This window comes from Marinobacter sp. G11 (genome assembly GCF_021282325.1).
In the GTDB taxonomy this organism is placed as follows: domain Bacteria; phylum Pseudomonadota; class Gammaproteobacteria; order Pseudomonadales; family Oleiphilaceae; genus Marinobacter; species Marinobacter vinifirmus.
Window position 1 is genome coordinate 1 of the sequence record NZ_JAJSPB010000007.1, and the last position, 22,809, is coordinate 22,809.

Below are 22,809 nucleotides of genomic sequence, written 5' to 3' on the forward strand. Positions count from 1 at the left end.
TCGATGCCGATCACGGTATTCTGATGCATGGTCTCCTCCTTAACTCTTGGATAGTGTCTGCAACCTCTATCCTGGCGCATTGCGACGCCGATTTGGAGTGGGGAGGAGACCATCCCATCTCGGAAGGACACGGAAAAAAGAAAAATGATTTGCCACGAAATCCACTAAAGAACACGAAATAAAGACAAAGACGTTTCAGGTTCTAGTCAGTAATCTTTGTTCGTGTTTTTTCGTGGATTTCGTGGCAAAAAAGTCTTTAAGTCTTTTATTTTTCCGTGTCCTTCCGTGGATTCCGTGGCAAAAATTACTCTTTTTTTGGCGGCCACCGGCTGGTTACGCGCTCAAAGTAGTGTGAGCCACAGGCCTCACAAGGGTGAAGGTGACTGGTTTTGGTCAGGCACAGCATATGGCTGCAGTTCAGGCAGCGGAACATGCCGGCGGTGGCCACTTCGCCGGAGATGTAGTGGCTGACATCTTCGTTCTCCAGCTTCTGGGACAGCTCCAGGGTGTCCACCAGGGTCTGGTCGGCCACCGACAGCAGGCGGTCGGCCAGGGTCTGCTCCAGCAGGGAGATGTCCAGCTGCAGCCACTCTTTCAGGCCTTCCCCGGTTTCCTCCACAAAGTGCATCAAATGCTGGAGATCCCGCTGCAGGTAGGCGCCCAGCAGGTCGGCTTCCTCCCGGGTCATCTCCTCCAGTTCGTATTCAAACTCGACCGCCTTCTGCACTTCTTCTTCCAGAGTCTGCAAGGACGTCTCCTGCAGATCGTGCAGGCGGGTCTGCACCCGCTCCAGCATCCGGTCATAGGCCTCGAGGGCTTTACCTGAAAGGTGACTGCGTTCCGGTTCTGTCATAACGGCTCCTTCAACCTGACTTCCAACCTGACTTCGGGGCACTGGCCTGCGGCCTTCGCCATTACTGACAGTCTGGCACATCCCGCAGAATTTGGCAGACTACCTGTTAAGCCTTCGGTGCGTTAGAATGTTCGGCCTTTTCGAACATCCTTTTCTCACAGGGTACTTTTGGTAATGGCAGGAATGGACGAGCAATACAACCCACGTGACGTAGAACAGACCGCCCGCAACTTCTGGGAAACCAACGAAACCTTCAAGGTGAAGGAAGAGCCGGGCAAGCCCAAGTACTACTGCCTGTCCATGTTCCCCTACCCCAGCGGCAAGCTGCACATGGGCCACGTTCGCAACTACACCATCGGCGACGTGATTTCCCGTTATCAGCGCATGCAGGGCAAGAACGTGATGCAGCCCATGGGCTGGGACGCCTTCGGCCTGCCTGCGGAAAACGCCGCCATTGCCAACAAGTCCGCGCCGGCAAAGTGGACCCGCTCCAACATCGATTACATGAAAAACCAGCTCAAGCAGCTGGGTTTCGGTTACGACTGGAGCCGCGAACTGGCCACCTGTGACCCGGAATATTACCGCTGGGAACAGTGGTTCTTCGCCCGCCTGTATGAAAAAGGCCTGGTGTACAAGAAGATGTCCACCGTCAACTGGGACCCGGTTGACCAGACCGTCCTGGCCAACGAACAGGTGGTTGATGGCCGCGGCTGGCGCTCCGGCGCCCTGGTAGAGCAGAAAAAGATTCCCCAGTGGTTCATCCGCATCACCGATTACGCGGAAGAACTGCTGAACGACATGGACGACCTGGAAGGCTGGCCGGAACAGGTCAAGACCATGCAGCGCAACTGGATTGGCAAGTCCACCGGTACCGAGCTGACCTTCCCGCTGAAAGACCGTGAAGACGGCCTGACCGTTTACACCACCCGCCCGGACACCCTGATGGGCGTGAGCTACATGGCGGTCGCTGCCGAACACCCGCTGGCCAAGGCAGCAGCAGAGCGCCACCGCGACGTGGCCGAGTTTGTCGACCAGTGCCGTAACAGCAAGGTAGCTGAGGCCGAAATGGCCACCATGGAAAAGAAAGGTATTGATACCGGTTTCAAAGCCATCCACCCGCTGACCCAGGAAGAGATTCCGGTTTGGGTCGCCAACTTTGTGCTGATGGACTACGGCACCGGCGCCCTGATGGCCGTACCGGGCCACGATGACCGTGACCACGAGTTTGCCCGCAAATACAAACTGGCCATCAAGCAGGTGATTGCGCCAAGCAACCACGAAGATATCGATGTCCAGGAAAAGGCCTACACCGAAAAAGGTGTACTGGTTAGCTCCGGCAAATACAGCGGCCTGACCAGCGATGAAGCCTTCGAGGAAATCGCCAGCTACCTGGAAGCCAACGGCATTGGCAAGCGCACCGTTAACTACCGCCTGCGCGACTGGGGCGTTTCCCGCCAGCGTTACTGGGGCGCGCCCATCCCGATGATGACCCTGGAAGACGGCACCGAAATGCCGGTTCCGGACGACCAGCTGCCGGTTCGCCTGCCGGAAGATGTCGAGATGGACGGCGTGCAGTCTCCTATCAAGGCCGACCCGGAGTGGTGCAAAACCGAGTTCAACGGTCAGGCCGCCACCCTGGAAACCGATACCTTCGACACCTTCATGGAGTCGTCCTGGTACTACGCCCGTTTCTGCAGCCCCAACTACGACAAGGGCATGCTGGACCCGGCCGCCGCCAACTACTGGCTGCCGGTAGACCAGTACATCGGCGGTATCGAGCACGCCATCCTGCACCTGTTGTACGCCCGCTTCTTCCACAAGCTGCTGCGGGACGTAGGCCTGGTAAACAGTTCCGAGCCGTTCAACCGCCTGCTTACCCAGGGCATGGTGCTGGCCGAGACTTACTACCGTAACGAAGACAACGGCGGCAAGACCTGGTTCAACCCGGCGGACGTCACCGTAGAACGCGACGGCAAGGGCCAGGTGGTACGCGCCATCCTGAAAGCCGATGGCCAGCCGGTGGAAATCGGCGGCGTTACCAAGATGTCGAAGTCGAAGAACAACGGCATCGATCCCCAGTCGATCATCGATGAGTTTGGTGCCGACACTGTACGCCTGTTCATGATGTTTGCCGCACCGCCAGAGCAGTCCCTGGAGTGGTCTGACAGTGGCGTGGAAGGCGCGCACCGCTTCCTCAAGCGCCTGTGGCGCATGGTGACCGAGCATGCCGCCGGCGGCGATGTTGCTGCGCTGGATGCCAGCGCTCTGAACAGCAGCCAGAAAGACCTGCGCCGCAAGACCCACGAGACCATTGCCAAGGTCAGTGACGACATCAGTCGCCGCCTGACCTTCAACACCGCCATTGCAGCCGTAATGGAACTGCTGAATGAAGTGGGCCGCCTGGGTGATGACGAACCCCAGAGCCGCGCCGTGCGCCAGGAAGCCCTGGACACCGCGGTACGGGTGCTGGCTCCGATCGTGCCTCATATCTGTCATAAACTCTGGCAGGTGCTGGGCCACAGTGAGCCGGTGGTTGACGCCAGCTGGCCGGTTGCCGATGAAAGCGCCATGGTCCGCAGTGAGATCGAAGTGGTCCTGCAGGTCAACGGCAAGGTACGGGCCAAGGCCACAGTCCCGGCCGATATCAGCAAGCCGGACCTGGAAAAGCTGGCCCTGGAGAACGAAAACGTTCAGCGTTTTGTTGAAGGCAATACCGTTCGCAAGGTGATTGTAGTGCCCGGCAAACTGGTCAACGTGGTGGCCAACTGATATGACCACCACCGCCCCGTTCCTGAAAGCGTTGAAACTCGCCGCCCTGGCCCTGGTTACCCTGGTGCTGGCCAGCGGCTGCGGCTTTCAGTTACGGGGCACATCGCCGGTACCGGCCGCGCTGCAACCCCTGGCGGTAGACTGCCCGGACAACCTGCCCGGCCGTTTCTGTCAATCGGTCCGGGATCAGCTGACCCTGGGCGGTGTACAGGTTACCGACAGCGCCGCCCAGGCCGATTACATCCTGCGCCTGCGAGATTACCGGCAGGATCGCCGGGCCTCGGCCATTACCGCCCAGGCCGCTGCCGCAGAGTACGTTCTGCGCCACACGGTAGCCATTGAACTGCTCACGGCTGACCGGATCCCGTTGATTGCGAGCACCAACCTGAATGCCAGCGAAACCTACCGCTACGACGAAACCAACGTACTCGCCAAGCAGCGCGAGGAAGAGGAGCTTCGGCAACAGCTGGGCCACCGACTAGCCCAGCAGGTTATCTTCCGCCTGGCCCCCATGACCCGGGAACGGATAGACGCCATCATCGACGATTACCGGGCCAGCCAGGAACAGGCTGAGACGCGATGAAAACCCAGCCTGGCCAGCTCCCTCAGTTACTGAAAAAAGGCCTGGCACCGGTTTACCTGATCTCCGGTGATGAACCCCTGCTGGTTCAGGAATGTTGTGACCAGGTTCGAAAGGCCGCCCGGGAAGCCGGGTACCAGGACCGCCTCACCTACCACGCAGATCACCAGCTCGACTGGAACTCCGTAGCAGACGAATGCAACGCGATGTCGCTGTTTGCGGAAAAACGCCGGATCGAGATTCACCTGCCCACCGGCAAACTCGGCGATGGCCGCAAGGTACTCGAGCAAATCCTGCAGGCCCCGCCTGAGGACGTCATCCTGTTGCTGATCAGCGCCAGGCTAGATGCCGCGGAAACCAAGCGTAAATGGTACAAGGACCTTCAGAAAACCGGCGTACATGTGCCGGTGTGGCCGGTTGAGGCGGACAAATTCGCCAACTGGCTGCAGCAACGGGCAAGCAATCAGGGGCTGAGCCTGACCCGCGGTGCACTGGGAATGCTGGCTGAACGGCTGGAAGGCAACCTTCTGGCTGCGAGCCAGGAGCTGGATCGCCTGACACTGCTGACCAACGGCAAAACCATTGACGAGGAAACCGTAGAGCAGGCGGTTCAGGACAGCGCCCGCTTCAACGGCTTTGAACTGGTCACCGAACTGCTCACCGGCAAGGCCGGCCACGCCAGCCGCATCATCGGCGTGCTGCAGCAGGAAGGCGAAAATCCCCTGGGCCTGCTGAGCGTGCTGGTGCGCGACCTGAACATGATTATCGAGCTGAAGACCGCCCTGCCCCCGGGCGATAACCCCTCGGGCTTCCTGAAGAAACGGGGCGTTTTCCAGCCCCGGCGAGCGTCTGCCATCCAGCAGGCAGCCCGCCGCCTTACCCTGCCCCGCCTGAACCAGGCCCTGGCCCTGTGCAGCCTGACTGACCGAGCCGCCAAGGGCTTTGATGACCTGACGCCATGGCATTACCTGCGTGACCTCTCAATTCTGCTGGCCGCAACCCGTAACGGCTGACCTGGGTCAAACCCGGGAGAGTACCGGCCCCGGCGGCACTTGACACCATTTTGCAATCGGGCGCATTGTACATTCTCCACTCAATCAGGGAAGGAGAACCTGCCATGAGCCTGCAAGACGAATTCAACAAGCTGTCCGAGAAAGTCAGACAATACCGCGACGAAGCCAAGGTGCAGATGCACCTGGCCAAGGAAGATGTGAAGGACGAATGGGACGACCTGGAGCAGAACTGGGACAAGTTCCGTTCGAAGCTCGACCAGATTTTCCATGACGCAGAAGACGCCAGCCAGGAAGCCCGGGAAACCGCCCGCAAGATGGGTGAAGAGCTAAAATCCGGCTACCAGAACATCCGCAACAAGCTGAAGTAAACGTTAACCCGTTAACAAACAGACACATCAAGACAGGCACAGAGACACACTTCTCATCGTCTCTGTGCCATACTTCACAGTAACAAATGAATCTTGCGTCATAATTTTGTCGTGTTGTTCATTTTGCCACCAACTTGCCGTCTGGCTGGCCAAGGAATATGGCACATACTGTGAGGTATACCTGTCATATGAAAAAAGTTACTGCGCTCTCTGCCACTCTCGCCCTGTCTCTCTCTGCCGGTCTGGTCACTGGCCAGAACATCCGTTTCAGTGATCCCGAAACCGTTATCAAGAATGAGTTCTGGGGCAACCTGTATGCGGAAGGCGGTTCATCCTTCTTCTGCGAAAAGCCGTTTACCAGCAAGGGCTTTGTGCTGACCGACGGTTATATCTACCCGCTGGCCGATGTGCGTTCCGCCCTGGATTGCGGTACTACATCGCAGTGCAAGCGGGACAACCGCTACCGGCAGATTGCCTCGGATTTGCACAATATGGTGCCGGTAACCAGCCGGATAGAGATGCGTCGCCGCAATGCCCGCTATGAAAACATTGGCGCCAGCGCCCAACCGGATGACTGCGGTATTCGTGAAAGCACCCAGTTTTTCGAGCCACCCGAGCATGCCAAGGGTGATGTGGCCCGGACCATGGCGTACATGGTTGATACGTACGGTTTGCCGTGGCTGGGGGCTACTACGCTGTTTCAGGGCTGGAACGAGCTGGATCCGCCGGATGATGGCGAGTTGGCGCGGCATAGCCGGATTGCCGAGATTCAGGGTAATGAGAATCCCTTTGTGGTTAATCCCGGGCTGATTAGTCGGCTCTGAGACTTTGATCTCACTTTGGGAGTATGCACCAGTCAGGGGGTAGCTTTCCAAAACACGCTGTGGATACGTCCGTGTACGCTCTGCTCCGCCATCCCTGGCTCCGCAAGGTTTTGGATAGCTACCCCCTGACCGGCGCCCATATATTTCAGTTCGCTATCAACAAAAAAGCAGGCCGCCTAGGCCTGCTTTTTTGCTTGCTGGAAGAACGAAACCTGTATCAGATTTCGTTAGCCGCCAGAGCCATCATGGCACCGCTGCCACTGCGAATGCCTTCGGCCAGGGACACGGTCTTTGGCAGCAGGCGGTCGAAGTAGAAGCGGGCTGTTTTCAGCTTGCCGGTGTAGAAGCCGGAGGTGTCAGCCTCTGCCTTCGGAGCGGCGGCTTTGACGGTTTTGGCCCACATGTACGCCAGGGCGGTGTAGCCGAACATGTCGAGGTAATCGACTGCAGCGGCGCCGATGGCGTTGGGGTTGTCGCCGGCTTGTTTGATGACGTGTTCGGTAACGTCGGACAGGCGCTCAACAGCAGCCGCCAGCGGCTCAAGGTAAGGCTTGAGGGCGGCGTCGCCGGTGTTTGCTTCGATGAAGGTGGCTACGTCCTGTACGAACAGTTCGTACAGCTGGCCCTGGCTGCCAACCACTTTACGACCCATCAGGTCCATGGCCTGGATGCCGTTGGTGCCTTCGTAGATCTGGGTGATGCGGCAGTCACGTACCAGCTGTTCCTGGCCCCACTCGCGGATGAAGCCGTGGCCACCAAAGACCTGCTGGCCGATGATGGTGGTTTCCAGGCCGCGGTCGGTCAGGAAGGCCTTGGCGACGGGGGTCAGCAGGGCAACCATGCCTTCGGCGTGTTTGCGCTGTTCGTCGTTCTGGGAGTACTTGGAGATGTCCAGCCACTGGGCCACGTAGGTAGAGAAGGCACGGCCGCCTTCCACGTAGCTCTTCATGGTCAGCAGCATGCGGCGTACGTCCGGGTGTACCAGGATCGGGTCAGCTGCTTTTTCCGGCTGCTGGGCACCAGTCGGCGCACGGCTCTGGATACGCTCGTTAGCGTATTCGCGGGCGCTTTGCAGGGAAGCTTCGGCGGCGCCGATGCCCTGGATGCCCACACCCAGGCGCTCGTAGTTCATCATGGTGAACATGGCGGCCAGGCCTTTGTTTTCTTCACCAACCAGCCAGCCCTTGGCGCCGTCGAAGTTCATCACGCAGGTGGCTGAGCCTTTGATACCCATCTTCTTCTCGATGGAACCGCAGCTGAACTGGTTGCGCTCGCCCAGGGAACCGTCGTCATTCACCATGAACTTGGGCACCAGGAACAGGGAGATGCCTTTCGGTCCCTTGGGAGCATCCGGCAGTTTGGCCAGCACCAGGTGGATGATGTTCTCCGCCATGTCGTGCTCGCCCCAGGTGATGAAGATCTTGGTGCCAGTCACGTTGAAAGAGCCATCGTCATTGGGCTCGGCCTTGGTGCGGATAATGCCCAGGTCGGTACCGGCGTGGGGCTCGGTCAGGTCCATGGCACCGGACCATACGCCGGAATACATGTTCGGCAGGTACTTCTCTTTCAGCTCCTGGCTGCCGTGGGCGTCGAGGGCCAGGCAGGCGCCGGCGGTGAGCATCGGGGCCAGGCCGAAGGCCATGTTGGCGCCCTGCATCATTTCTTCAAACTGGGCCACCAGGGTTTTCGGCATGCCCATGCCGCCGAACTCCGGGTTGCCGCCCAGGCCGTTCCAGCCACCCTCAACGATGGTCTGGTAGGCTTCTTTGAAGCCTTCCGGGCTGGTTACTTCGCCTTCATTCCACTTACAACCCTGCTCGTCCGCTTCGCGGTTCAGGGGCGCCAGTACGCCGCCGGTGATCTTGCCAGCTTCTTCAAGAATCGCGTCGGCAGTGTCCGGGTCTACGTTTTCGGCAATCTTTGGCAGTGAGGCCCAGAGTGCGGGCGCGTCGAACACTTCGTTCAATACAAAACGCATGTCACGAAGGGGTGCCTGATAATCAGCCATGTATAACTCTCCAGAAATTCAGTCAGTCACTTGGGGAACCGGGTAACAACGCCTTCTGTGTAAAGGTCTTCTGGTTCGCCCGCTCGGCTATGTGTCCGAAACAAGGTTGTTATTCTGTGGCCCGCCATTCTACCTCAAACGTGCCACCAAACTCATGAAAAAAGCCCGCCTCCGAGCGGAGAACGGGCTTTTGCTGTGCCTTCAACCAGATAGCAACCCCGCCTTAGATAGCGAAGGCTTCTTCCGGCATGTCCAGCAGGCTGTCTGCACCGGCCAGCATGGTTTCTGCGTGGGTCTTGGTGCGCGGCAGCAGGCGCTTGAAGTAGAAGCGCGCAGACTGAACCTTGGCGTTGTAGAACATCTCCTCGGAGGTGCCGTCCGCCATCTTGTCCAGTGCAACCTTGGCCATGCGGGCCCACAGGTAGGCGAATACCGCGTAACCGGAGTACATCAGGTAGTCCACCGCAGCGGCACCGACTTCTTCACGGTTCTTCATGGCGGTCATACCAACCTTCATGGTCAGGTCGCCCCACTCCTTGTTGATCGCTGCCAGCGGCTCGATGAACTCTTTCAGCTGCTCGTTGTCGGCGTTCTCTTTGCAGAATACGTGCACCTGCTTGGTGAACACTTTCAGGGCTTCACCCTGGGTCATCAGAACCTTACGGCCCAGCAGATCCAGTGCCTGGATACCGGTGGTACCCTCGTAGATCATACCGATGCGGGAATCACGAACGTTCTGCTCCATGCCCCACTCAGCGATAAAGCCGTGGCCACCGAATACCTGCATACCCAGATTGGCAGACTCGTAACCGATCTCGGTCAGGAACGCCTTGGCGATCGGAGTCAGGAAGCCCAGCAGTGCATCGGCGTGCTTGCGCTCTTCTTCGGTCTTGCCGGAGTGAACCACGTCCACTTGCTGGCCAGCCAGGTAGATCAGGGCGCGGGCGCCTTCCGCTACAACCTTCTGGGTCAGCAGCATGCGGCGTACGTCCGGGTGCACGATGATCGGATCAGCAATGCCGTCCGGGTTCTTCGGACCACTCAGGGAGCGCATGGCCAGACGCTCTTTGGCGTAAGCCAGGGAGCCCTGGAAGCCCAGCTCTGCAGCACCCAGACCCTGGATGGCAGTGCCGATACGGGCGGTGTTCATGAAGGTGAACATGCAGTTCAGGCCCTTGTTCTCAGGCCCGATCAGCCAGCCCTTGGCGCCGTCGAAGTTCATCACGCAGGTCGCGTTACCGTGGATACCCATCTTGTGCTCCAGGGAGCCACAGGAAACGGCATTACGCTCACCGGCAGAACCGTCTTCGTTCGGCAGGTGCTTGGGCACGATAAACAGGGAGATACCTTTGGTACCTTCCGGTGCGCCCGGCAGACGGGCCAGTACGATGTGGACGATGTTCTCGGCCATGTCGTGCTCACCGGCAGAGATAAAGATCTTGGTACCGGTAATGCTGTAGGTGCCGTCAGCGTTCGGCTCGGCCTTGGTGCGCAGGGTGCCCAGGTCAGAACCACAGTGCGGCTCGGTCAGACACATGGTACCGGTCCACTCACCGCTGATCAGCTTGGTCAGGTAGGTCTGCTTTTGCTCTTCGGTGCCGTGGGCTTCGATGGTGTTGGTGGCACCGTGGCTCAGGCCCGGGTACATGCCCCAGGACCAGTTGGAGGTACCAACCATTTCACTGACCACCAGGCCGATGGAGTGCGGCAGGCCCTGGCCACCGTAGTTGGGGTCGGCAGTCATGGACGGCCAGCCACCTTCAACGTACTGCTGGTAAGCTTCTTTGAAGCCGGTCGGGGTTTTCACACCGTCTTCGCTCCAGGTACAGCCTTCCTGGTCACCTACCTGGTTCAGCGGAGACAATACCTGCTCACAGAACTTGGCGCCTTCCTGGATGATGGCATCAACCATATCCGGAGTCGCGTCTTCAGCACCTTCCAGATTGGCGTAGTGCTGCTCGCTGTTCAGCAGCTCGTTCATTACGAATTTAATGTCACGCAGGGGCGCTTTGTATTCAGGCATGGAATCCACCTCGGTTTGGTCTCGGCTGAATGCAGTAACAGCCTTCGGCCTTGGGTTTGCTCAGACACCACGATGCGCTGCACCGCGGCCTTAATTAAACACTTGTTTGAAACATACGTTTTGAGGCACGGAATTGTCAATAGCCCTGAGCAAATTTTGTGTGGCCCAGCCTGCAGAACCTGTCAGCCATCAAATAACGGCGAGATATTCAGAAACTCCGCCAGCCGGGCCGGCAGGCGCTCGGTTGGTGTGTCATCAAGGCGGGGCAATATGCCCAGACACGGCGCCGGAATATGGTTCACCAGGTAACCGAGGGTTTCCTGTTCGCAACTCATGGTTTCCGGCTCCGGGTGGTTGGCAACCCAGCCGGCTACCGTCAGGCCGTCATTCTGAATGGCCTCCACCGTGAGCATGGCGTGGTTGATGCAACCGAGTTTGAGAGAGACCACCAGGATCACCGGCAGCTCCAGCTCGCGGGGCACTGCTGCGTAGGTTTCGCGGTCGCTCAGGGGGACCCGCCAGCCGCCGGCGCCTTCCACCAGCATAAGATCGGCCGGGCGAATCTGCATTCCGCGGCAAAAGCCGACCAACCGCTGGGCACTGAGTTGTTTGCCGGCTTGCTGGGCGGCTACGTGGGGGGCAATGGCGGGTTCCATGGCGATGGGGTTGATGGCGTCGTAGGCCAGTTGTTCGGTCATGGCCGCTTGCAGCATCAGTGCGTCTTCATTGCGCAGCCCGTCGGGGGTCTGGTCGCAGCCCGATGCAATTGGTTTCATGGCAAGGGTGCGTTTGCCCTGGGCCTTGGCGGCCTCAAGGATGGCGGCGGCTACGATGGTTTTGCCTACGCCGGTGTCGGTGCCTGTTACGAAATAGGTTTTCTTTGCCATTTTCTGGAGTTCCTACTGTATCGGTTTCGGGTGCAAGGTGAGGGTGTGGTGTGTCTTTCCGGGACACGCTCAAGACTTCCCTGTGCGCTTAGGTCGGGCCATCCCTGGCCCTCTATAGTCCCGGAAAGACACACCACACCCTCACCGCAAACTTTCGAGGTTGCCGTCCTCATCCGGTCATTGAAAGTCGTAGTCAGATCGGCTTTGACCAGTACAACCAGCCTGCATGGTAGCTGGCGATGATCTCACCGTTTTCCAATGTCGGATAAGCGGCACACATCGCCTTGAACCTTCCCGGAGCGGTAACGGTTCTGCGGCGTTCTTCGCCTTTGAACACAGCGCCGAGGTGTTTGAGCTCACGATTCAGGGCCATGGGGGAATCATAGGGCAAGGTGAGGGTTGCCGTCTCGAGGGTGGAACCGGGGAGTTGCCGGCTGGTTAATTGCTGCCAGTCAGCATGGTGGGTAAAACGGTTTACGTGGGGTTGGCCGGGGTCGGCTTTGGTCCAGGCTTGTTTGAGTTCTTCGAGGGTGCCATCCAGCAGGGTGGAGATGGCGAGGGTGCCGCCGGGTTTGAGGATTCTCTTGCATTCGGCCAGCACGGTTTCCGGGCGGGTGCTCCATTGGATCATCAGGTTGCTGAAGATCAGATCGGCGCTGTTGTCCGCCAGCGGGAGCTGTTCGGCGTCTGCGTTGAGCCAGCCGATGGTTTCGGGGCTGCGGGCTTTGGCCTGTTGCAGCATGCCGGGGGCGAGGTCTGCGCCGATGACGGCGGCATTCAGGTATTGGTTTGCCAGTTTGCGGGTGAACCAGCCAGTGCCGCAGCCAAGGTCTAATATGTTTGCCGGTTTCAGACTCCCCGGAATGCAGGCGAGCATGGTATCGCCCATGGCTTTTTGCAGGCGGGAGGCGCTGTCGTAGGTTCCGCTGGCGCTGCCGAAGCCCCGGGCGATGCAGGCTTTGCTGCCGGTTCCGCCTTCGGAACGGGCTATTGCCGTCAGATCGCTATAGGCACTCATACCGCCACCGGCTCCTGAACGGCCTGCTCCGGTAACAGGGAGCGGCACTGGGCCAAAGCTTTCAACAACCGATCAACCAGCGCTTCCGAATGCGCGGCGCTCAGGGTCACCCGCAACCGGGCTTCGCCTTCCGGCACCGTGGGCGGGCGGATGGCAGTGACCAGTATGCCCTGTTCCTCCAGCGCCCGGCTTAGTGCCAGCGCCGCGTGGTTATCACCCACCATAATGGGCTGGATGGGCGTGTACGAGGGCATCAACTGATAACCCAGTTCCTGCGCCCCGGAACGGAAACGGGCAATCAAGGCCTGTAAATGTAACCGGCGCGCATCATCCCGCTCGATCAGATCGATACTGGCGCAAGTCGCTTTCGCCAGTGCCGGCGGCATGGCGGTGGTGTAGATGTAAGTGCGCGCCTTCTGCACGAGGTAATCCATCAACACCTCCGGCCCGGCCACAAACGCCCCGCCGGTGCCCACGGCCTTGCCCAGGGTTCCAATCAAAACCGGCACATCCGCCTCCGACAACCCCGCCGCCAGCACACTACCCCGCCCCTGCGGGCCAAGCACGCCAATACCGTGGGCATCATCCACCACCAACAACGCGTCATGGGCCTTACACACCCTGGCAAGCTCCTTCAACGGCGCGATATCACCGTCCATACTGAACACGCCATCGGTTACCACCAGCTTATGGCCCGACGTCTCCGCCAGCATCGCCTCCAGCGCAGGCACATCACCATGGGCATACCGGCGCACCTTCGCCCGACTGAGAACGCAGCCATCGATGATCGAAGCATGGTTCAACCGATCCGAAAAAATCGTATCCCCCCGCCCTGCCAACGCTGAAATCACACCCAGGTTAGCCATGTATCCAGTCGAGAAAAACAACGCTGAACTACGCTGCGTGAACTCCGCCAGCCGCTGTTCCAGCTGATGATGGGCATCGTGGTGGCCGCAAACCAGGTGAGAAGCGGCGCCGCCCAGACCGGTTTCTGGCAACGTATCCCGCAGCGCTGCGATGTTTCCTGCGTGATTCGCCAGCCCCAAATAATCGTTACTACAGAACGACAGCAGCGGCTTCCCGTCAGCGACCAACTCCGGCTGCTGCGGCCCCGTCACCAGGCGCCGGCTCCGGTACAAACCGGCTTGTTTTCGCTGCTCAATCTCAGCCCGAAAGTCACGCATAAATTCCATCACCCAATACGGAGAAAATCGAGCCTGCATACAACGCCTGTCGCGCCAAACCGGGTAGGGCTTTCCGGGACACGCTCAAGACATCCCTGTGCGCTTAGCTTTCGCCATCCCTGGCGAAAGATAGTCCCGGAAAGCCCTACCCGGTTCGCCGCTCACTTGGGGCGTAGCCTGCAGGGTCACAATCGCCCAGGTTTACTGGCCGCGGGGCGGGGTCCCCTTTCCGGGACCATAGAGGGCCATGGATGGCCCGACCTGAGCGCACAGGGACGTCTTGAGCGAGTCCCGGGAAGGGGACCCCGCCCTGCGGCCCTGCACCAAAGCCCGCATCAGGAAACCCCGGCAGACTCCCGACTCGCGTCATAGAACAGATGCCGCGTCGCCTCATACTCGACGGCGTCGGCCAGCGCCTCCACCTCCTGCTCCTCCGTAGCACACTGCTCCCGCTGCTCCGGCCGGATACCCAACTTACGGAACAACTGCATATCCGCATCCGCCTCAGGGTTGGACGTGGTCAGAAGTTTCTCGCCGTAGAAGATGGAGTTGGCACCCGCCATAAAGCACAGCGCCTGCATCTGCTCATTCATCTGCTCCCGCCCCGCAGACAAGCGAACATGGGACGCCGGCATCAGAATCCGCGCCACCGCGATAATCCGAACAAACTCGAAGGGGTCCAGGTCGTCTACATTCTCCAGCGGCGTGCCCTTCACTTTCACCAGCATATTCACCGGCACACTCTCCGGATGCTGGGGCAGGTTCGCGAGCTGAACCAGCAGCCCTACCCGGTCGTCTTCGTCTTCGCCCATACCCATAATGCCGCCGCAGCACACCTTCATGCCGGCCTTGCGCACGTTATCCAGGGTATCCAGCCGATCCTGGTAGGTTCGGGTGGTGATGATGTGGTTGTAGTACTTCTCGGAGGTGTCCAGGTTGTGGTTGTAGTAATCCAGTCCGGCGTCAGCCAGCTCCCGGGCCTCCTCCTCTTTCAGCATGCCCAGGGTCATGCAGGTTTCCATGCCCAGGGATTTCACCTGCTTTACCATATCCAGCACATACGGCATGTCTTTCCTGGACGGGCTACGCCAGGCGGCACCCATGCAGAACCGGGACGCGCCCTTCTCTTTGGCTGCGCGGGCTTCTGCGACCACCTTTTCGATTTCCAGCAGCTTTTCCTTTTCCAGCCCCGTGTTGTAATGACCGCTCTGGGGGCAGTACTTGCAGTCCTCCGGGCAGGCGCCGGTTTTGATCGACAACAGGGTGCTGACCTGCACTTCGTTGGGGTCGAAATGCTCCCGGTGAACCGTCTGGGCACGGAACAGCAAATCGTTGAACGGCAGGTTGAAAAGATCCCGGGCTTCCTGAAGCGTCCAGTCGTGACGGAGGGCAGTAGCGGTCATGGCAAAGTCCTGTTAACCTTCGCAAGGTTTTTGGTTTACGGATAAACCGCGATGATAAACGGACTGAAATCGCTGTCAACCTTGATTGACCAAAAGGTTAACAGCACAAAACAGGGTGGCCGCTGTGTCACCTGTCTTTCGCCCCATGCCAGCTTCGGGTTGTGCCAGGGCTGTCGGGACGACCTTCCAGCCATTCGCTGGGCCTGCCACACCTGTGCGTTGCCGCTGCCCTTTGCCAGCCCCGGGCTCCAGTGCGGGGAATGCCAGGTGGCAAAACCACCCTTTTCCCGAGCACTGATTCCCTGGCGCTACCAGTTCCCGGTAGACGGCATGATCGGCCGCTACAAGTACAACGGCCACCGCAAGTTTGTACGGCCACTTCTGGCCGGCTTCGGTGAGTTTCTCGAACAACAACTGGCTCCCAACCAGCGGCCCGATGCACTTATTCCCGCCCCCATGCACTGGTCACGCAGGTGGCAGCGAGGCTTCAACCAGGCCCGGGATATTGCCGAATTCGTGGGTTCACAGCTGGACATTCCGGTGGCAGGCGATGTGGTTCGGCGTCGGCGGCGGGTGACGGCCCAGCGGAAACTGAACCGGGCCGAACGGCTGGTCAACCTGGCGGGAGTATTCGAGGTGTGCGGCCCGGTGCCGGCGCGGGTCGCCATAGTGGATGACGTGGTGACCACCGGGGCAACGGTGAAGTTGCTGGCTGATGCGCTCCGCGAAGCGGGTGCCCGGGACATTCAGGTCTGGGCGCTGGCACGAACTCCGGGTTAGGTATCCGCAAGCAACGATTTCACATACCCGGCGATGGCCAGGCTGGATGTGAGCCCCGGGGACTCTATGCCGAACAGGTTAACCAGCCCGGCCAGGCCATGTTGCTGCGGGCCATCGATGCGGAAATCGAAGAAGCCGCCCTCGGGGCCCGCAAGCTTGGGGCGGATTCCCGCGTAGGCGGGTTGCAGGCGACCGGCGTCCACGCCCGGCCACCAGGCCCGGATACCTTCCACAAACCGATGCACCCGTTCCGGGTTCACGGTGTAATCTTCGGCATCAATCCACTCCACATCCGGGCCAAAGCGAGCCTGGCCCGCCAGGTCGAGGGTCAGGTGCACGCCCAGGCCACCTGGTTCTGGCAACGGATAGATCAGGCTATCGAAAGGATGATTGCCGCTATAACTGAAATAGACGCCCCGGGCCAGCCATTGTCGGGGGCAGGCAGTATCCGGCAAGCCCTGCCAGCTACCGGCCAGTGCCGGAGCGCCGAGGCCTGCCGCATTGACCACTTCCCGGGCCTGCAGGGTTACGCCTGCAGCTCCACCAACGGTCAGGGTATGGAGCGGACCGTCCGAGCAAACGGCCGTCACCGGGCTGTTGAGCACCAGTTGGCCACCAGCGTCTTCCAACTCCCCCAGCAAGGACAACATCAGGCCATGGCTGTCGACAATGCCGGTTTCCGGTGACCAAAGCCCGGCTTCGGCATTAATAACCGGAATTTTCCGGGTGATGTCCTGACCGTCTGCCAGCTGCAACGAAACGCCATTCAGGGCCGCCTGTTCACGAATGCCGGCCAGCTTTTCGCTCTGGGCCGCGTCTTTGGCGATGATCCACTTACCACACTTGCGGTAGCCCACCTTGTGGCTCCGGCAGTAGTCATACAGCAGTTGGCGGCCACGCACGCAGAAGCGGGCCTTCAGGGAATCCTGCGGATAATAAAGGCCGGCGTGGATAACCTCGCTGTTTCGGGAAGAAATGCCTTCACCAAAGCGGGGGCCCGCTTCCAGAACAATGACTTCCCGCCCGCTGGCGGCGAGCTCACGGGCAATCGCCAGCCCCACCACGCCGGCGCCGATCACCACCGTTTGTACCTTGTAACTGTCTTCGCTCACACCCATTCCTGCTTTCCGGCACGGACTGCAGAAATTACCGCAGTTAGCGGGCCGTTGCATTACCTGAGCCCCCATAACAGGTATACTTTGCGCCAAATCCTGCTTCCAGTTGGGCCTTATGAACACCGAGTCTTCAGACATAGCCGCGTCTACCCACCCTTACGACAGTCTCACACCCGAAGTGATCCTGGACGCCATGGAAGACGCCGGTTTTGAAGTCAGTGGCCGGCTGTTCGCCCTGAACAGCTATGAAAACCGGGTGTACCAGGTAGGGCTGGAGGAGGGGCCGCCGGTGATCACCAAGTTTTACCGGCCGGGGCGCTGGTCAGACGCAGCCATTATGGAAGAACACGAGTTTTCCCTGGAGCTGCAGGCCGCAGACATTCCGGTCATCGCCCCCATGATCATGGAGAATGGCGAATCCCTCGGCCGGCATGGCGACTTCCGGTTCGCGGTGTTCCCCCAGCGGGGCGGACAGGCGCCGGACACCAGCATTACCGACACCCTGTATCGTCTCGGCCAGTGGCTGGGCCAGATCCACAACCTGGGCGCCACCAAAAGCTTTCAGCACCGCCCCGGGTTTGATCTGGTGCAAGGCATTCAGGATCATAATGCCCTGCTGATTGATGGTGGCTGGGTATCGGACGATCTCCGGCCGGCATGGGACAGCCTGATTCCGGACCTGGTCAGGGGCTGCCAGCAGCGCATCGAAGAGGCCGGTGTTGTCGACACCCTGCGCATTCACGGAGACTGCCACGCCGGCAACATCCTGTGTCGTGACGAAACCATGCTGTTTGTCGACCTGGATGACTGCCGCACTGGCCCCGCGGTACAGGATATGTGGCTGCTGCTGAACGGCGAGGCCACTGAAAGGGGCAGCCAGCTAGGCGAGCTGCTGGAAGGCTATGAAATGTTCCGGGACTTCAACCGCCGGGAACGGCACCTGATCGAACCCTTGCGCTGCTATCGGCAGATCGCCCACTGCGCCTGGCTGGCCCGGCGCTGGGAAGACCCTGCCTTCCCCCGGTTCTTCCCCTGGTTTGCCCAGCCCCGTTTCTGGTCCGACCAGGTCCTGGCATTGCGTGAGCAACTGTCGGCCCTGCAGGAGCCTGCTATTTCCCTGCCCGGGCAATACTGAATTTCGTAAAGAGGTAAGCAATGAGCGACAACGAAAACCGTTATTCCGTGCGCAGCCTGATTGTCACCGCGCTGGTGACTGTGGTGGGCACCGTGCTGGCACTGGAAGCCAGCGGCCGTATCAGCCATTCGGACAACAAGGACCACGTGCCGGTGGGTGACTTCCAGGCTATCCACATCAAGCCGGGCGAAGAATTCCGCATGTCCCGGAAATCGTCCGAGTTGCACGCGGTGTGTGAAAACGGTTACCTGGCCATTGCGGCCGATGTGGACCCGTCATTCCGGGGTATCCTGGTGGACTACAAGAACCGCGGCGTTCGCTGCCAGCGGCCGTCACCCACCGACAAGGACCTGGCCTCAGAGCCTGCCGGAGAATCCGGCCATGAGTGACCGCAAGCCAGCCAAGCCGGAGCAACTGACCGACCGCCTGTTTGCCACCGAACGCAACCCGGAAGATTTCCGCTTTGATGCCTCGGTAGCCCGCGTATTTCCGGACATGATCCGCCGGTCTGTGCCCGGTTACACCACCATTATTCCGATGATCGAAGTGATCACCGAGCAGTATGTGCAACCAGGGTCCCACTGCTACGACCTGGGCTGCTCTCTGGGTGCGTCTACCTTGGCCATGCGCCACGGCATCCCCTACAGCGACTGCACACTGGTGGGCGTGGATAATTCCAGCGCCATGATCGAACGCTGTGAACACTACATTGCCCTGGATGACCACGAGCTGCCGGTCAGCCTCCGGTGCGAAGACATTCTGGCGACAGAATTAAGCCGGGCGTCGGTCACAACCCTGAACTTCACCTTGCAGTTTGTGCCCCCCGAACAGCGGCTGGACCTGTTAACCCGCATTGCCGATGCGACACTCCCGGGTGGCGTGCTGATCCTGTCGGAAAAAATCCGCTTTGAGTCAGACGCCGAGCAGGATACCCAGACCCGCCTGCACCACGAATTCAAGCGGGCCAACGGCTATTCTGACCTGGAAATCAGCCAGAAACGTGCCGCCATTGAAAAGGTGCTGATCGCGGAAACCCTGGCCGCTCACCGCGAACGGCTCATGAACGCCGGCTTTGACCAGGTACTGGTGTGGTACCAATGCTTCAACTTTGTGTCCATGCTGGCCATCAAGAACCCCTGATTCCGAGGCCCTCCAAGACCCATGGCAGCTTTCGACTGGCGCACCCATTTCACTCCGTTCCTGGACTATCTCAACGGCGAGAACAAGCAGGCCTGGGCCAGCGTGCTCACCGGCCAGCTGGTCAGCCGGTTCGAAGACAACCCGCACGGCGACATGGCCCGCTGGCAGGCCGCCCTTGAGGCGCTTCCGGCGGTGCCTGGCGCCTCTGTTAACCTCGACACCTCTGCGGTAACGGTGTCAGTGCCCGAGCCCCTTTCTCCGGCACAGGCCGAAAGCCTTGAGCAGGGCCTTCGGGGTCTGATGCCCTGGCGCAAAGGCCCGTTTGAATTCTTCGGCACCCACATTGATACCGAGTGGCGCTCTGACTGGAAATGGGACCGGGTAGCGCCGCACCTGGCCGACCTGAATGGCCGTACCATACTGGATGTGGGCTGCGGCTCCGGCTATCATTGCTGGCGCATGGCCGGTGCCGGGGCCAACCGGGTAGTTGGCATTGATCCGGGTTTGCTGTTTATGTTCCAGTTCCTCGCCGTGAAAGGCTATCTGGGCGAGGCACCGGTGGACCTGCTGCCGGTGCGTATGGAAGACCTGCCGGAAAACCTGGAGCACTTCGACACCACCTTCTCTATGGGGGTGCTGTACCACCGCCGGTCACCGCTGGACCACCTGCTGGAGCTGAAAGGCACCCTGCGCCGGGGCGGTGAGCTGGTACTGGAAACCCTGGTGGTGGACGGCCCGGAAGGCTACAGCCTGATGCCGGAGGACCGCTACGGGCAGATGCGCAATGTCTGGTTCCTGCCCAGCTGCGCCACTTTGCTACGCTGGCTCGACCGCACCGGTTTCCGCAATGCCCGGGTGGTGGATGTCAGCGTTACCACCACCGAAGAACAGCGCAGTACCGACTGGATGCGTTTCAACTCCCTGAAAGACTTCCTGGACCCCGCCAACCCCTCGAAAACCATCGAAGGCTACCCGGGGCCCAAGCGGGCAACCATTATCGCTGAAAAGCTCTGAAGCCTGCCCCTGAAACGAAAAGAAACGAAAAAAACCGCCTGAAGCTCTCGCTGCAGGCGGTTTTTTTTACTCCTGGGCCTTATTCCCCAAAAGGATGGCGCAGGGTAATGGTCTCGATGCGGTCCGGACCGGTCGAGATGATGTCGATCGGCGCCTCAATCTGCTCTTCCAGGAAGCGGATATACGCCTTGGCGTTCTCCGGCAGCTGGTCGACGCTGGTCAGGCCCACGGTGCTTTCGCTCCAGCCCGGCAGCTCTTCGTAGACAGGCTCGATATCGGCGTAGTTATCACAGCCGATCGGCGGACGGGCAATCTCGCCGTTCGGTGTTTTGTAACCCACGCACACCTTCACGGTCTCCAGGCCGTCCAGAACGTCCAGCTTGGTCAGGCAGATGCCGGATACACTGTTGATCTGGATCGCATGGCGCAGGGCCACGGCATCAAACCAGCCACAGCGGCGGGAGCGACCCGTGGTGGTGCCCACTTCATTACCCTTCACGGCCAGGTGCTCGCCCATGGCATCAAACAGCTCGGTGGGGAACGGACCGGAGCCCACGCGGGTGGTGTAGGCCTTGGTGATACCCAGCACGTAGTCCAGGTACAGCGGGCCGAAACCGGAACCGGTGGCGGTACCGCCGGCCGTGGTGTTGGACGACGTTACGTATGGGTAGGTACCCAGGTCGATATCCAGCAAGGAACCCTGCGCACCCTCAAACAGGATATGCTCGCCGCGCTTGCGGTAGTCGTGCAGGATGTCAGTTACGTCGGCAGACATGGGCAGGATTTCCTCCGCCATCTGCATCAGTTCTTCCAGGGCCGCATCGATATCTTCCGCTTCTTCCTTGAAGTACTCGGTCAGCACGAAGTTGTGGTAAGACATGATCTCGCGCAGCTTGGCTTCAAAGTCGGCCTTGTTGCACAGATCGCCGACACGTACGCCGCGACGGGACACCTTGTCTTCGTAGGCAGGGCCGATACCACGACCGGTGGTGCCGATCTTGTCGTTACCCTTGGCGCGCTCGCGGGCCTGGTCGATACGAACATGGGTACGCAGGATAACCGGACACGCCAGGCTGATCTTCAGGCGATCGCGAACCTGTACACCGTTGGCTTCCAGCTCACGGACTTCCTTGAGCAGGGCTTCCGGCGACAGAACCACACCGTTACCGATCAGGCACTGGACGTCTTTACGCAGAATACCGGACGGAATCAGGTGCAACGCGGTCTTCTTGCCATCGATTACCAGGGTATGACCGGCGTTATGGCCACCCTGGAACCGTACAACGGCAGACACCTTGTCTGTCAGAAGGTCGACAATCTTGCCCTTGCCTTCATCACCCCACTGGGTGCCCAGCACAACTACATTTTTACCCATGATTCTCTCTCACATCAGGCAGCCCGGAGGCAGGCGCCTTGCAAATTTACGCGAAAATATCATCAAGCAACGGGCGATGTCTCAGCCCAGAGCTTCCAGAATCCACTGGCCGTCACGCTTGACCAGTTGCCGGTCGCAGCCCTTTGAGGCCGGATCGGTGTGTGCATCTTCAGGCAGTGCCCGAATGACGGTGTCGGTTGCCCGAAGCGCGGCGACCGCCTGCTCGAGGGCAGGATCGGCATCTGCCGGTGCCCAGACAGAGCCCGGACGCTGCACAGAGCGCTGCCCCAGGGCCACCAGGGCCCGGATATCCAGGCTGAAGCCGGTCGCCGGGCGGGCACGGCCGAAATCGCTGCCGATGGCGTCGTAGCGACCACCCTTGGCAACCGAGTCGCCGTGGCCGGGCACATAGGCCGCAAATACCAGGCCGGTGTGATAGTTGTAACCACGGAGTTCGCAGAAATCGAAGCCCAGGCTCACTTCCGGATAGTCCCGTTGCAGCATGTCTGCCACCCGCGACAACTGATCCAGGGCTGCATCCAGAGCGTCGGACGCACCGCCCAGAATACTGCGGGCCTCATCCAGCGCTTCCACACCACCGTTTACCCGCGCCAATTTGCGCAGGCGGGCACCGGCTGAGCCTTCGGCACAGTCGCCCAGCAGCTCGTCCAGCTCGGGTACTGACTTGCGGGCCATGGCATCGAACACCGCAGCTTCGGTGTCTTTGTCGAAGCCGGCAGCGGAAATCAGGCTTTCGTAGATGGAAACATGGGCAAGGTCGAGATGCACCCGGGGCAGGCCAGCCACCCGAAGCGTTTCCAGCATCAGGCTGATGACTTCCAGGTCTGCAGATTCAGAGGCACTGCCAAACAGCTCGCACCCGGCCTGGATCGGCGTGCGGCCGGTCAGCATATGGCGCGGCCGGGTGTGCAGCACATGGCCGGCATAGCACAGGCGGGTAATGCCCTCGTGGCCCAGGGTATGGGCGTCGATACGGGCGGCCTGCGGCGTCATGTCTGCCCTCACACCCATCATCCGGCCAGTCAGCTGGTCGGTGAGCTTGAACGTTTGCAGTTCCAGGTCGTGTCCGGTGCCTGTGAACAGGGATTCGAGATATTCGATCAGCGGGGGAATTACCAGTTGGTAGCCCCAACGCTGGCAGGTGTCCATTACTTCCCGGCGCAGGGATTCGATCTGTCCGGCCAGCGGTGGAAGAATATCTTCGACACCATCTGGCAGTAACCAGCGATCAGATACAGTCATGAGATTCGGTTGTCCGTTTTTCCCTTTCCGGCCACGTGCCGGGGGAATGACTCAGGG

21 protein-coding genes are annotated in these 22,809 nt (G+C 60.1%); 11 read left to right on the forward strand and 10 right to left on the reverse strand.

Features of this window, described 5'->3' with window-relative positions:
* The coding region (locus tag LWH94_RS06255) for a hypothetical protein (protein WP_232901578.1) at positions 1-182 on the forward strand (182 nt) is incomplete at its 5' end.
* Between the two features lie 122 nt (positions 183-304).
* On the opposite strand, the gene LWH94_RS06260 is transcribed toward LWH94_RS06255, so the two are convergent.
* A complete protein-coding gene (locus LWH94_RS06260; RefSeq protein WP_022989712.1) occupies positions 305-853 on the reverse strand; it encodes a zinc ribbon-containing protein in 549 nt (182 codons plus the stop codon).
* A 183-nt stretch (positions 854-1,036) separates the two neighbouring features.
* On the opposite strand from LWH94_RS06260, the gene leuS reads away from it, so the two are divergent.
* From leuS to LWH94_RS06285, 5 genes are all read left to right on the forward strand, one after another.
* Complete coding sequence (gene leuS, locus LWH94_RS06265) at positions 1,037-3,622, forward strand: leucine--tRNA ligase (RefSeq protein ID WP_232901671.1); 2,586 nt, start codon at positions 1,037-1,039, stop codon at positions 3,620-3,622.
* A 1-nt stretch (position 3,623) separates the two neighbouring features.
* Positions 3,624-4,205 carry an LPS-assembly lipoprotein LptE gene (locus LWH94_RS06270; protein ID WP_232901579.1) on the forward strand — a complete coding sequence of 194 codons (582 nt, stop codon included), beginning with the start codon at positions 3,624-3,626 and terminating at the stop codon, positions 4,203-4,205.
* Positions 4,202-5,215: a DNA polymerase III subunit delta gene (gene holA / locus LWH94_RS06275; protein ID WP_058341328.1), complete on the forward strand. Its 1,014-nt coding sequence runs from the start codon at positions 4,202-4,204 to the stop codon at positions 5,213-5,215. Before LWH94_RS06270 ends, holA begins: the two co-directional genes overlap by 4 nt.
* 104 nt (positions 5,216-5,319) lie before the next feature.
* Positions 5,320-5,583 carry a hypothetical protein gene (locus tag LWH94_RS06280; RefSeq protein WP_022989716.1) on the forward strand — a complete coding sequence of 88 codons (264 nt, stop codon included), beginning with the start codon at positions 5,320-5,322 and terminating at the stop codon, positions 5,581-5,583.
* Positions 5,584-5,771: 188 nt separating this feature from the next.
* Entirely contained in the window at positions 5,772-6,407 is a 636-nt protein-coding gene (locus tag LWH94_RS06285) for an endonuclease (protein WP_232901580.1), read from the forward strand.
* 217 nt (positions 6,408-6,624) lie between these two features.
* On the opposite strand, the gene LWH94_RS06290 is transcribed toward LWH94_RS06285, so the two are convergent.
* The 6 genes from LWH94_RS06290 to bioB form a co-directional block, all read right to left on the reverse strand.
* Entirely contained in the window at positions 6,625-8,415 is a 1,791-nt protein-coding gene (locus LWH94_RS06290) for an acyl-CoA dehydrogenase C-terminal domain-containing protein (protein ID WP_232901581.1), read from the reverse strand.
* A 223-nt stretch (positions 8,416-8,638) separates the two neighbouring features.
* Complete coding sequence (locus LWH94_RS06295) at positions 8,639-10,438, reverse strand: acyl-CoA dehydrogenase C-terminal domain-containing protein (protein ID WP_022989720.1); 1,800 nt, start codon at positions 10,436-10,438, stop codon at positions 8,639-8,641.
* Positions 10,439-10,620: 182 nt separating this feature from the next.
* Complete coding sequence (bioD, locus tag LWH94_RS06300) at positions 10,621-11,325, reverse strand: dethiobiotin synthase (RefSeq protein ID WP_232901582.1); 705 nt, start codon at positions 11,323-11,325, stop codon at positions 10,621-10,623.
* A 193-nt stretch (positions 11,326-11,518) separates the two neighbouring features.
* Positions 11,519-12,343: a malonyl-ACP O-methyltransferase BioC gene (gene bioC, locus LWH94_RS06305; protein WP_232901583.1), complete on the reverse strand. Its 825-nt coding sequence runs from the start codon at positions 12,341-12,343 to the stop codon at positions 11,519-11,521.
* Positions 12,340-13,527: an 8-amino-7-oxononanoate synthase gene (gene bioF / locus LWH94_RS06310; protein ID WP_232901584.1), complete on the reverse strand. Its 1,188-nt coding sequence runs from the start codon at positions 13,525-13,527 to the stop codon at positions 12,340-12,342. The genes bioC and bioF overlap by 4 nt, the downstream gene beginning before the upstream one ends.
* Before the next feature lie 335 nt (positions 13,528-13,862).
* Complete coding sequence (gene bioB, locus LWH94_RS06315; protein ID WP_232901585.1) at positions 13,863-14,930, reverse strand: biotin synthase BioB; 1,068 nt, start codon at positions 14,928-14,930, stop codon at positions 13,863-13,865.
* A gap of 267 nt (positions 14,931-15,197) precedes the next feature.
* Between bioB and LWH94_RS06320 the strand changes: the two genes are divergently transcribed.
* Positions 15,198-15,710, forward strand: coding sequence for a ComF family protein (locus LWH94_RS06320; RefSeq protein WP_232901586.1), 513 nt, complete (start codon positions 15,198-15,200; stop codon positions 15,708-15,710).
* Here the strand turns inward: LWH94_RS06320 and LWH94_RS06325 are convergent.
* A complete protein-coding gene (locus tag LWH94_RS06325) occupies positions 15,707-16,822 on the reverse strand; it encodes an NAD(P)/FAD-dependent oxidoreductase (protein WP_232901587.1) in 1,116 nt (371 codons plus the stop codon). The genes LWH94_RS06320 and LWH94_RS06325 overlap by 4 nt on opposite strands.
* A 118-nt stretch (positions 16,823-16,940) precedes the next feature.
* Here LWH94_RS06325 and LWH94_RS06330 point away from each other — a divergent pair, with 118 nt between their 5' ends.
* Genes LWH94_RS06330 through cmoB form a run of 4 tightly spaced genes read left to right on the forward strand, consistent with a single transcriptional unit; the run spans position 16,941 to position 20,114 of the window.
* The gene (locus LWH94_RS06330) at positions 16,941-17,960 is read left to right on the forward strand and encodes a serine/threonine protein kinase (protein WP_232901588.1); all 1,020 of its coding nucleotides are present in this window, start codon (positions 16,941-16,943) and stop codon (positions 17,958-17,960) included.
* A 20-nt stretch (positions 17,961-17,980) separates the two neighbouring features.
* Complete coding sequence (locus tag LWH94_RS06335; RefSeq protein WP_232901589.1) at positions 17,981-18,349, forward strand: kinase; 369 nt, start codon at positions 17,981-17,983, stop codon at positions 18,347-18,349.
* Positions 18,342-19,100, forward strand: coding sequence for a carboxy-S-adenosyl-L-methionine synthase CmoA (cmoA, locus tag LWH94_RS06340; RefSeq protein WP_022990700.1), 759 nt, complete (start codon positions 18,342-18,344; stop codon positions 19,098-19,100). Before LWH94_RS06335 ends, cmoA begins: the two co-directional genes overlap by 8 nt.
* Positions 19,101-19,121: 21 nt before the next feature.
* Positions 19,122-20,114: a tRNA 5-methoxyuridine(34)/uridine 5-oxyacetic acid(34) synthase CmoB gene (gene cmoB, locus LWH94_RS06345; protein WP_232901590.1), complete on the forward strand. Its 993-nt coding sequence runs from the start codon at positions 19,122-19,124 to the stop codon at positions 20,112-20,114.
* Positions 20,115-20,193: 79 nt separating this feature from the next.
* On the opposite strand, the gene LWH94_RS06350 is transcribed toward cmoB, so the two are convergent.
* On the reverse strand, positions 20,194-21,489 hold the full coding sequence (locus LWH94_RS06350; RefSeq protein WP_232901591.1) for an adenylosuccinate synthase: 1,296 nt from the start codon (positions 21,487-21,489) through the stop codon (positions 20,194-20,196).
* Positions 21,490-21,570: 81 nt separating this feature from the next.
* Positions 21,571-22,752, reverse strand: coding sequence for an ATP phosphoribosyltransferase regulatory subunit (locus LWH94_RS06355; RefSeq protein ID WP_232901592.1), 1,182 nt, complete (start codon positions 22,750-22,752; stop codon positions 21,571-21,573).
* Positions 22,753-22,809: the final 57 nt, after the last annotated feature.

Bases quoted from the DNA above. Each gene is read 5' to 3' on its own strand.
- LWH94_RS06355 (WP_232901592.1), bottom strand. From the start codon at position 22,752: ATGACTGTATCTGATCGCTGGTTACTGCCAGATGGTGTCGAAGATATT.
- bioD (WP_232901582.1), bottom strand. From the start codon at position 11,325: ATGGCAAAGAAAACCTATTTCGTAACAGGCACCGACACCGGCGTAGGC.
- bioB (WP_232901585.1), bottom strand. From the start codon at position 14,930: ATGACCGCTACTGCCCTCCGTCACGACTGGACGCTTCAGGAAGCCCGG.
- leuS (WP_232901671.1), top strand. From the start codon at position 1,037: ATGGACGAGCAATACAACCCACGTGACGTAGAACAGACCGCCCGCAAC.
- LWH94_RS06280 (WP_022989716.1), top strand. From the start codon at position 5,320: ATGAGCCTGCAAGACGAATTCAACAAGCTGTCCGAGAAAGTCAGACAA.
- LWH94_RS06270 (WP_232901579.1), top strand. From the start codon at position 3,624: ATGACCACCACCGCCCCGTTCCTGAAAGCGTTGAAACTCGCCGCCCTG.
- holA (WP_058341328.1), top strand. From the start codon at position 4,202: ATGAAAACCCAGCCTGGCCAGCTCCCTCAGTTACTGAAAAAAGGCCTG.
- LWH94_RS06260 (WP_022989712.1), bottom strand. From the start codon at position 853: ATGACAGAACCGGAACGCAGTCACCTTTCAGGTAAAGCCCTCGAGGCC.
- LWH94_RS06290 (WP_232901581.1), bottom strand. From the start codon at position 8,415: ATGGCTGATTATCAGGCACCCCTTCGTGACATGCGTTTTGTATTGAAC.
- LWH94_RS06295 (WP_022989720.1), bottom strand. From the start codon at position 10,438: ATGCCTGAATACAAAGCGCCCCTGCGTGACATTAAATTCGTAATGAAC.
- LWH94_RS06335 (WP_232901589.1), top strand. From the start codon at position 17,981: ATGAGCGACAACGAAAACCGTTATTCCGTGCGCAGCCTGATTGTCACC.
- LWH94_RS06285 (WP_232901580.1), top strand. From the start codon at position 5,772: ATGAAAAAAGTTACTGCGCTCTCTGCCACTCTCGCCCTGTCTCTCTCT.
- bioF (WP_232901584.1), bottom strand. From the start codon at position 13,527: ATGCGTGACTTTCGGGCTGAGATTGAGCAGCGAAAACAAGCCGGTTTG.
- LWH94_RS06350 (WP_232901591.1), bottom strand. From the start codon at position 21,489: ATGGGTAAAAATGTAGTTGTGCTGGGCACCCAGTGGGGTGATGAAGGC.
- LWH94_RS06330 (WP_232901588.1), top strand. From the start codon at position 16,941: ATGAACACCGAGTCTTCAGACATAGCCGCGTCTACCCACCCTTACGAC.
- cmoA (WP_022990700.1), top strand. From the start codon at position 18,342: ATGAGTGACCGCAAGCCAGCCAAGCCGGAGCAACTGACCGACCGCCTG.
- cmoB (WP_232901590.1), top strand. From the start codon at position 19,122: ATGGCAGCTTTCGACTGGCGCACCCATTTCACTCCGTTCCTGGACTAT.
- bioC (WP_232901583.1), bottom strand. From the start codon at position 12,343: ATGAGTGCCTATAGCGATCTGACGGCAATAGCCCGTTCCGAAGGCGGA.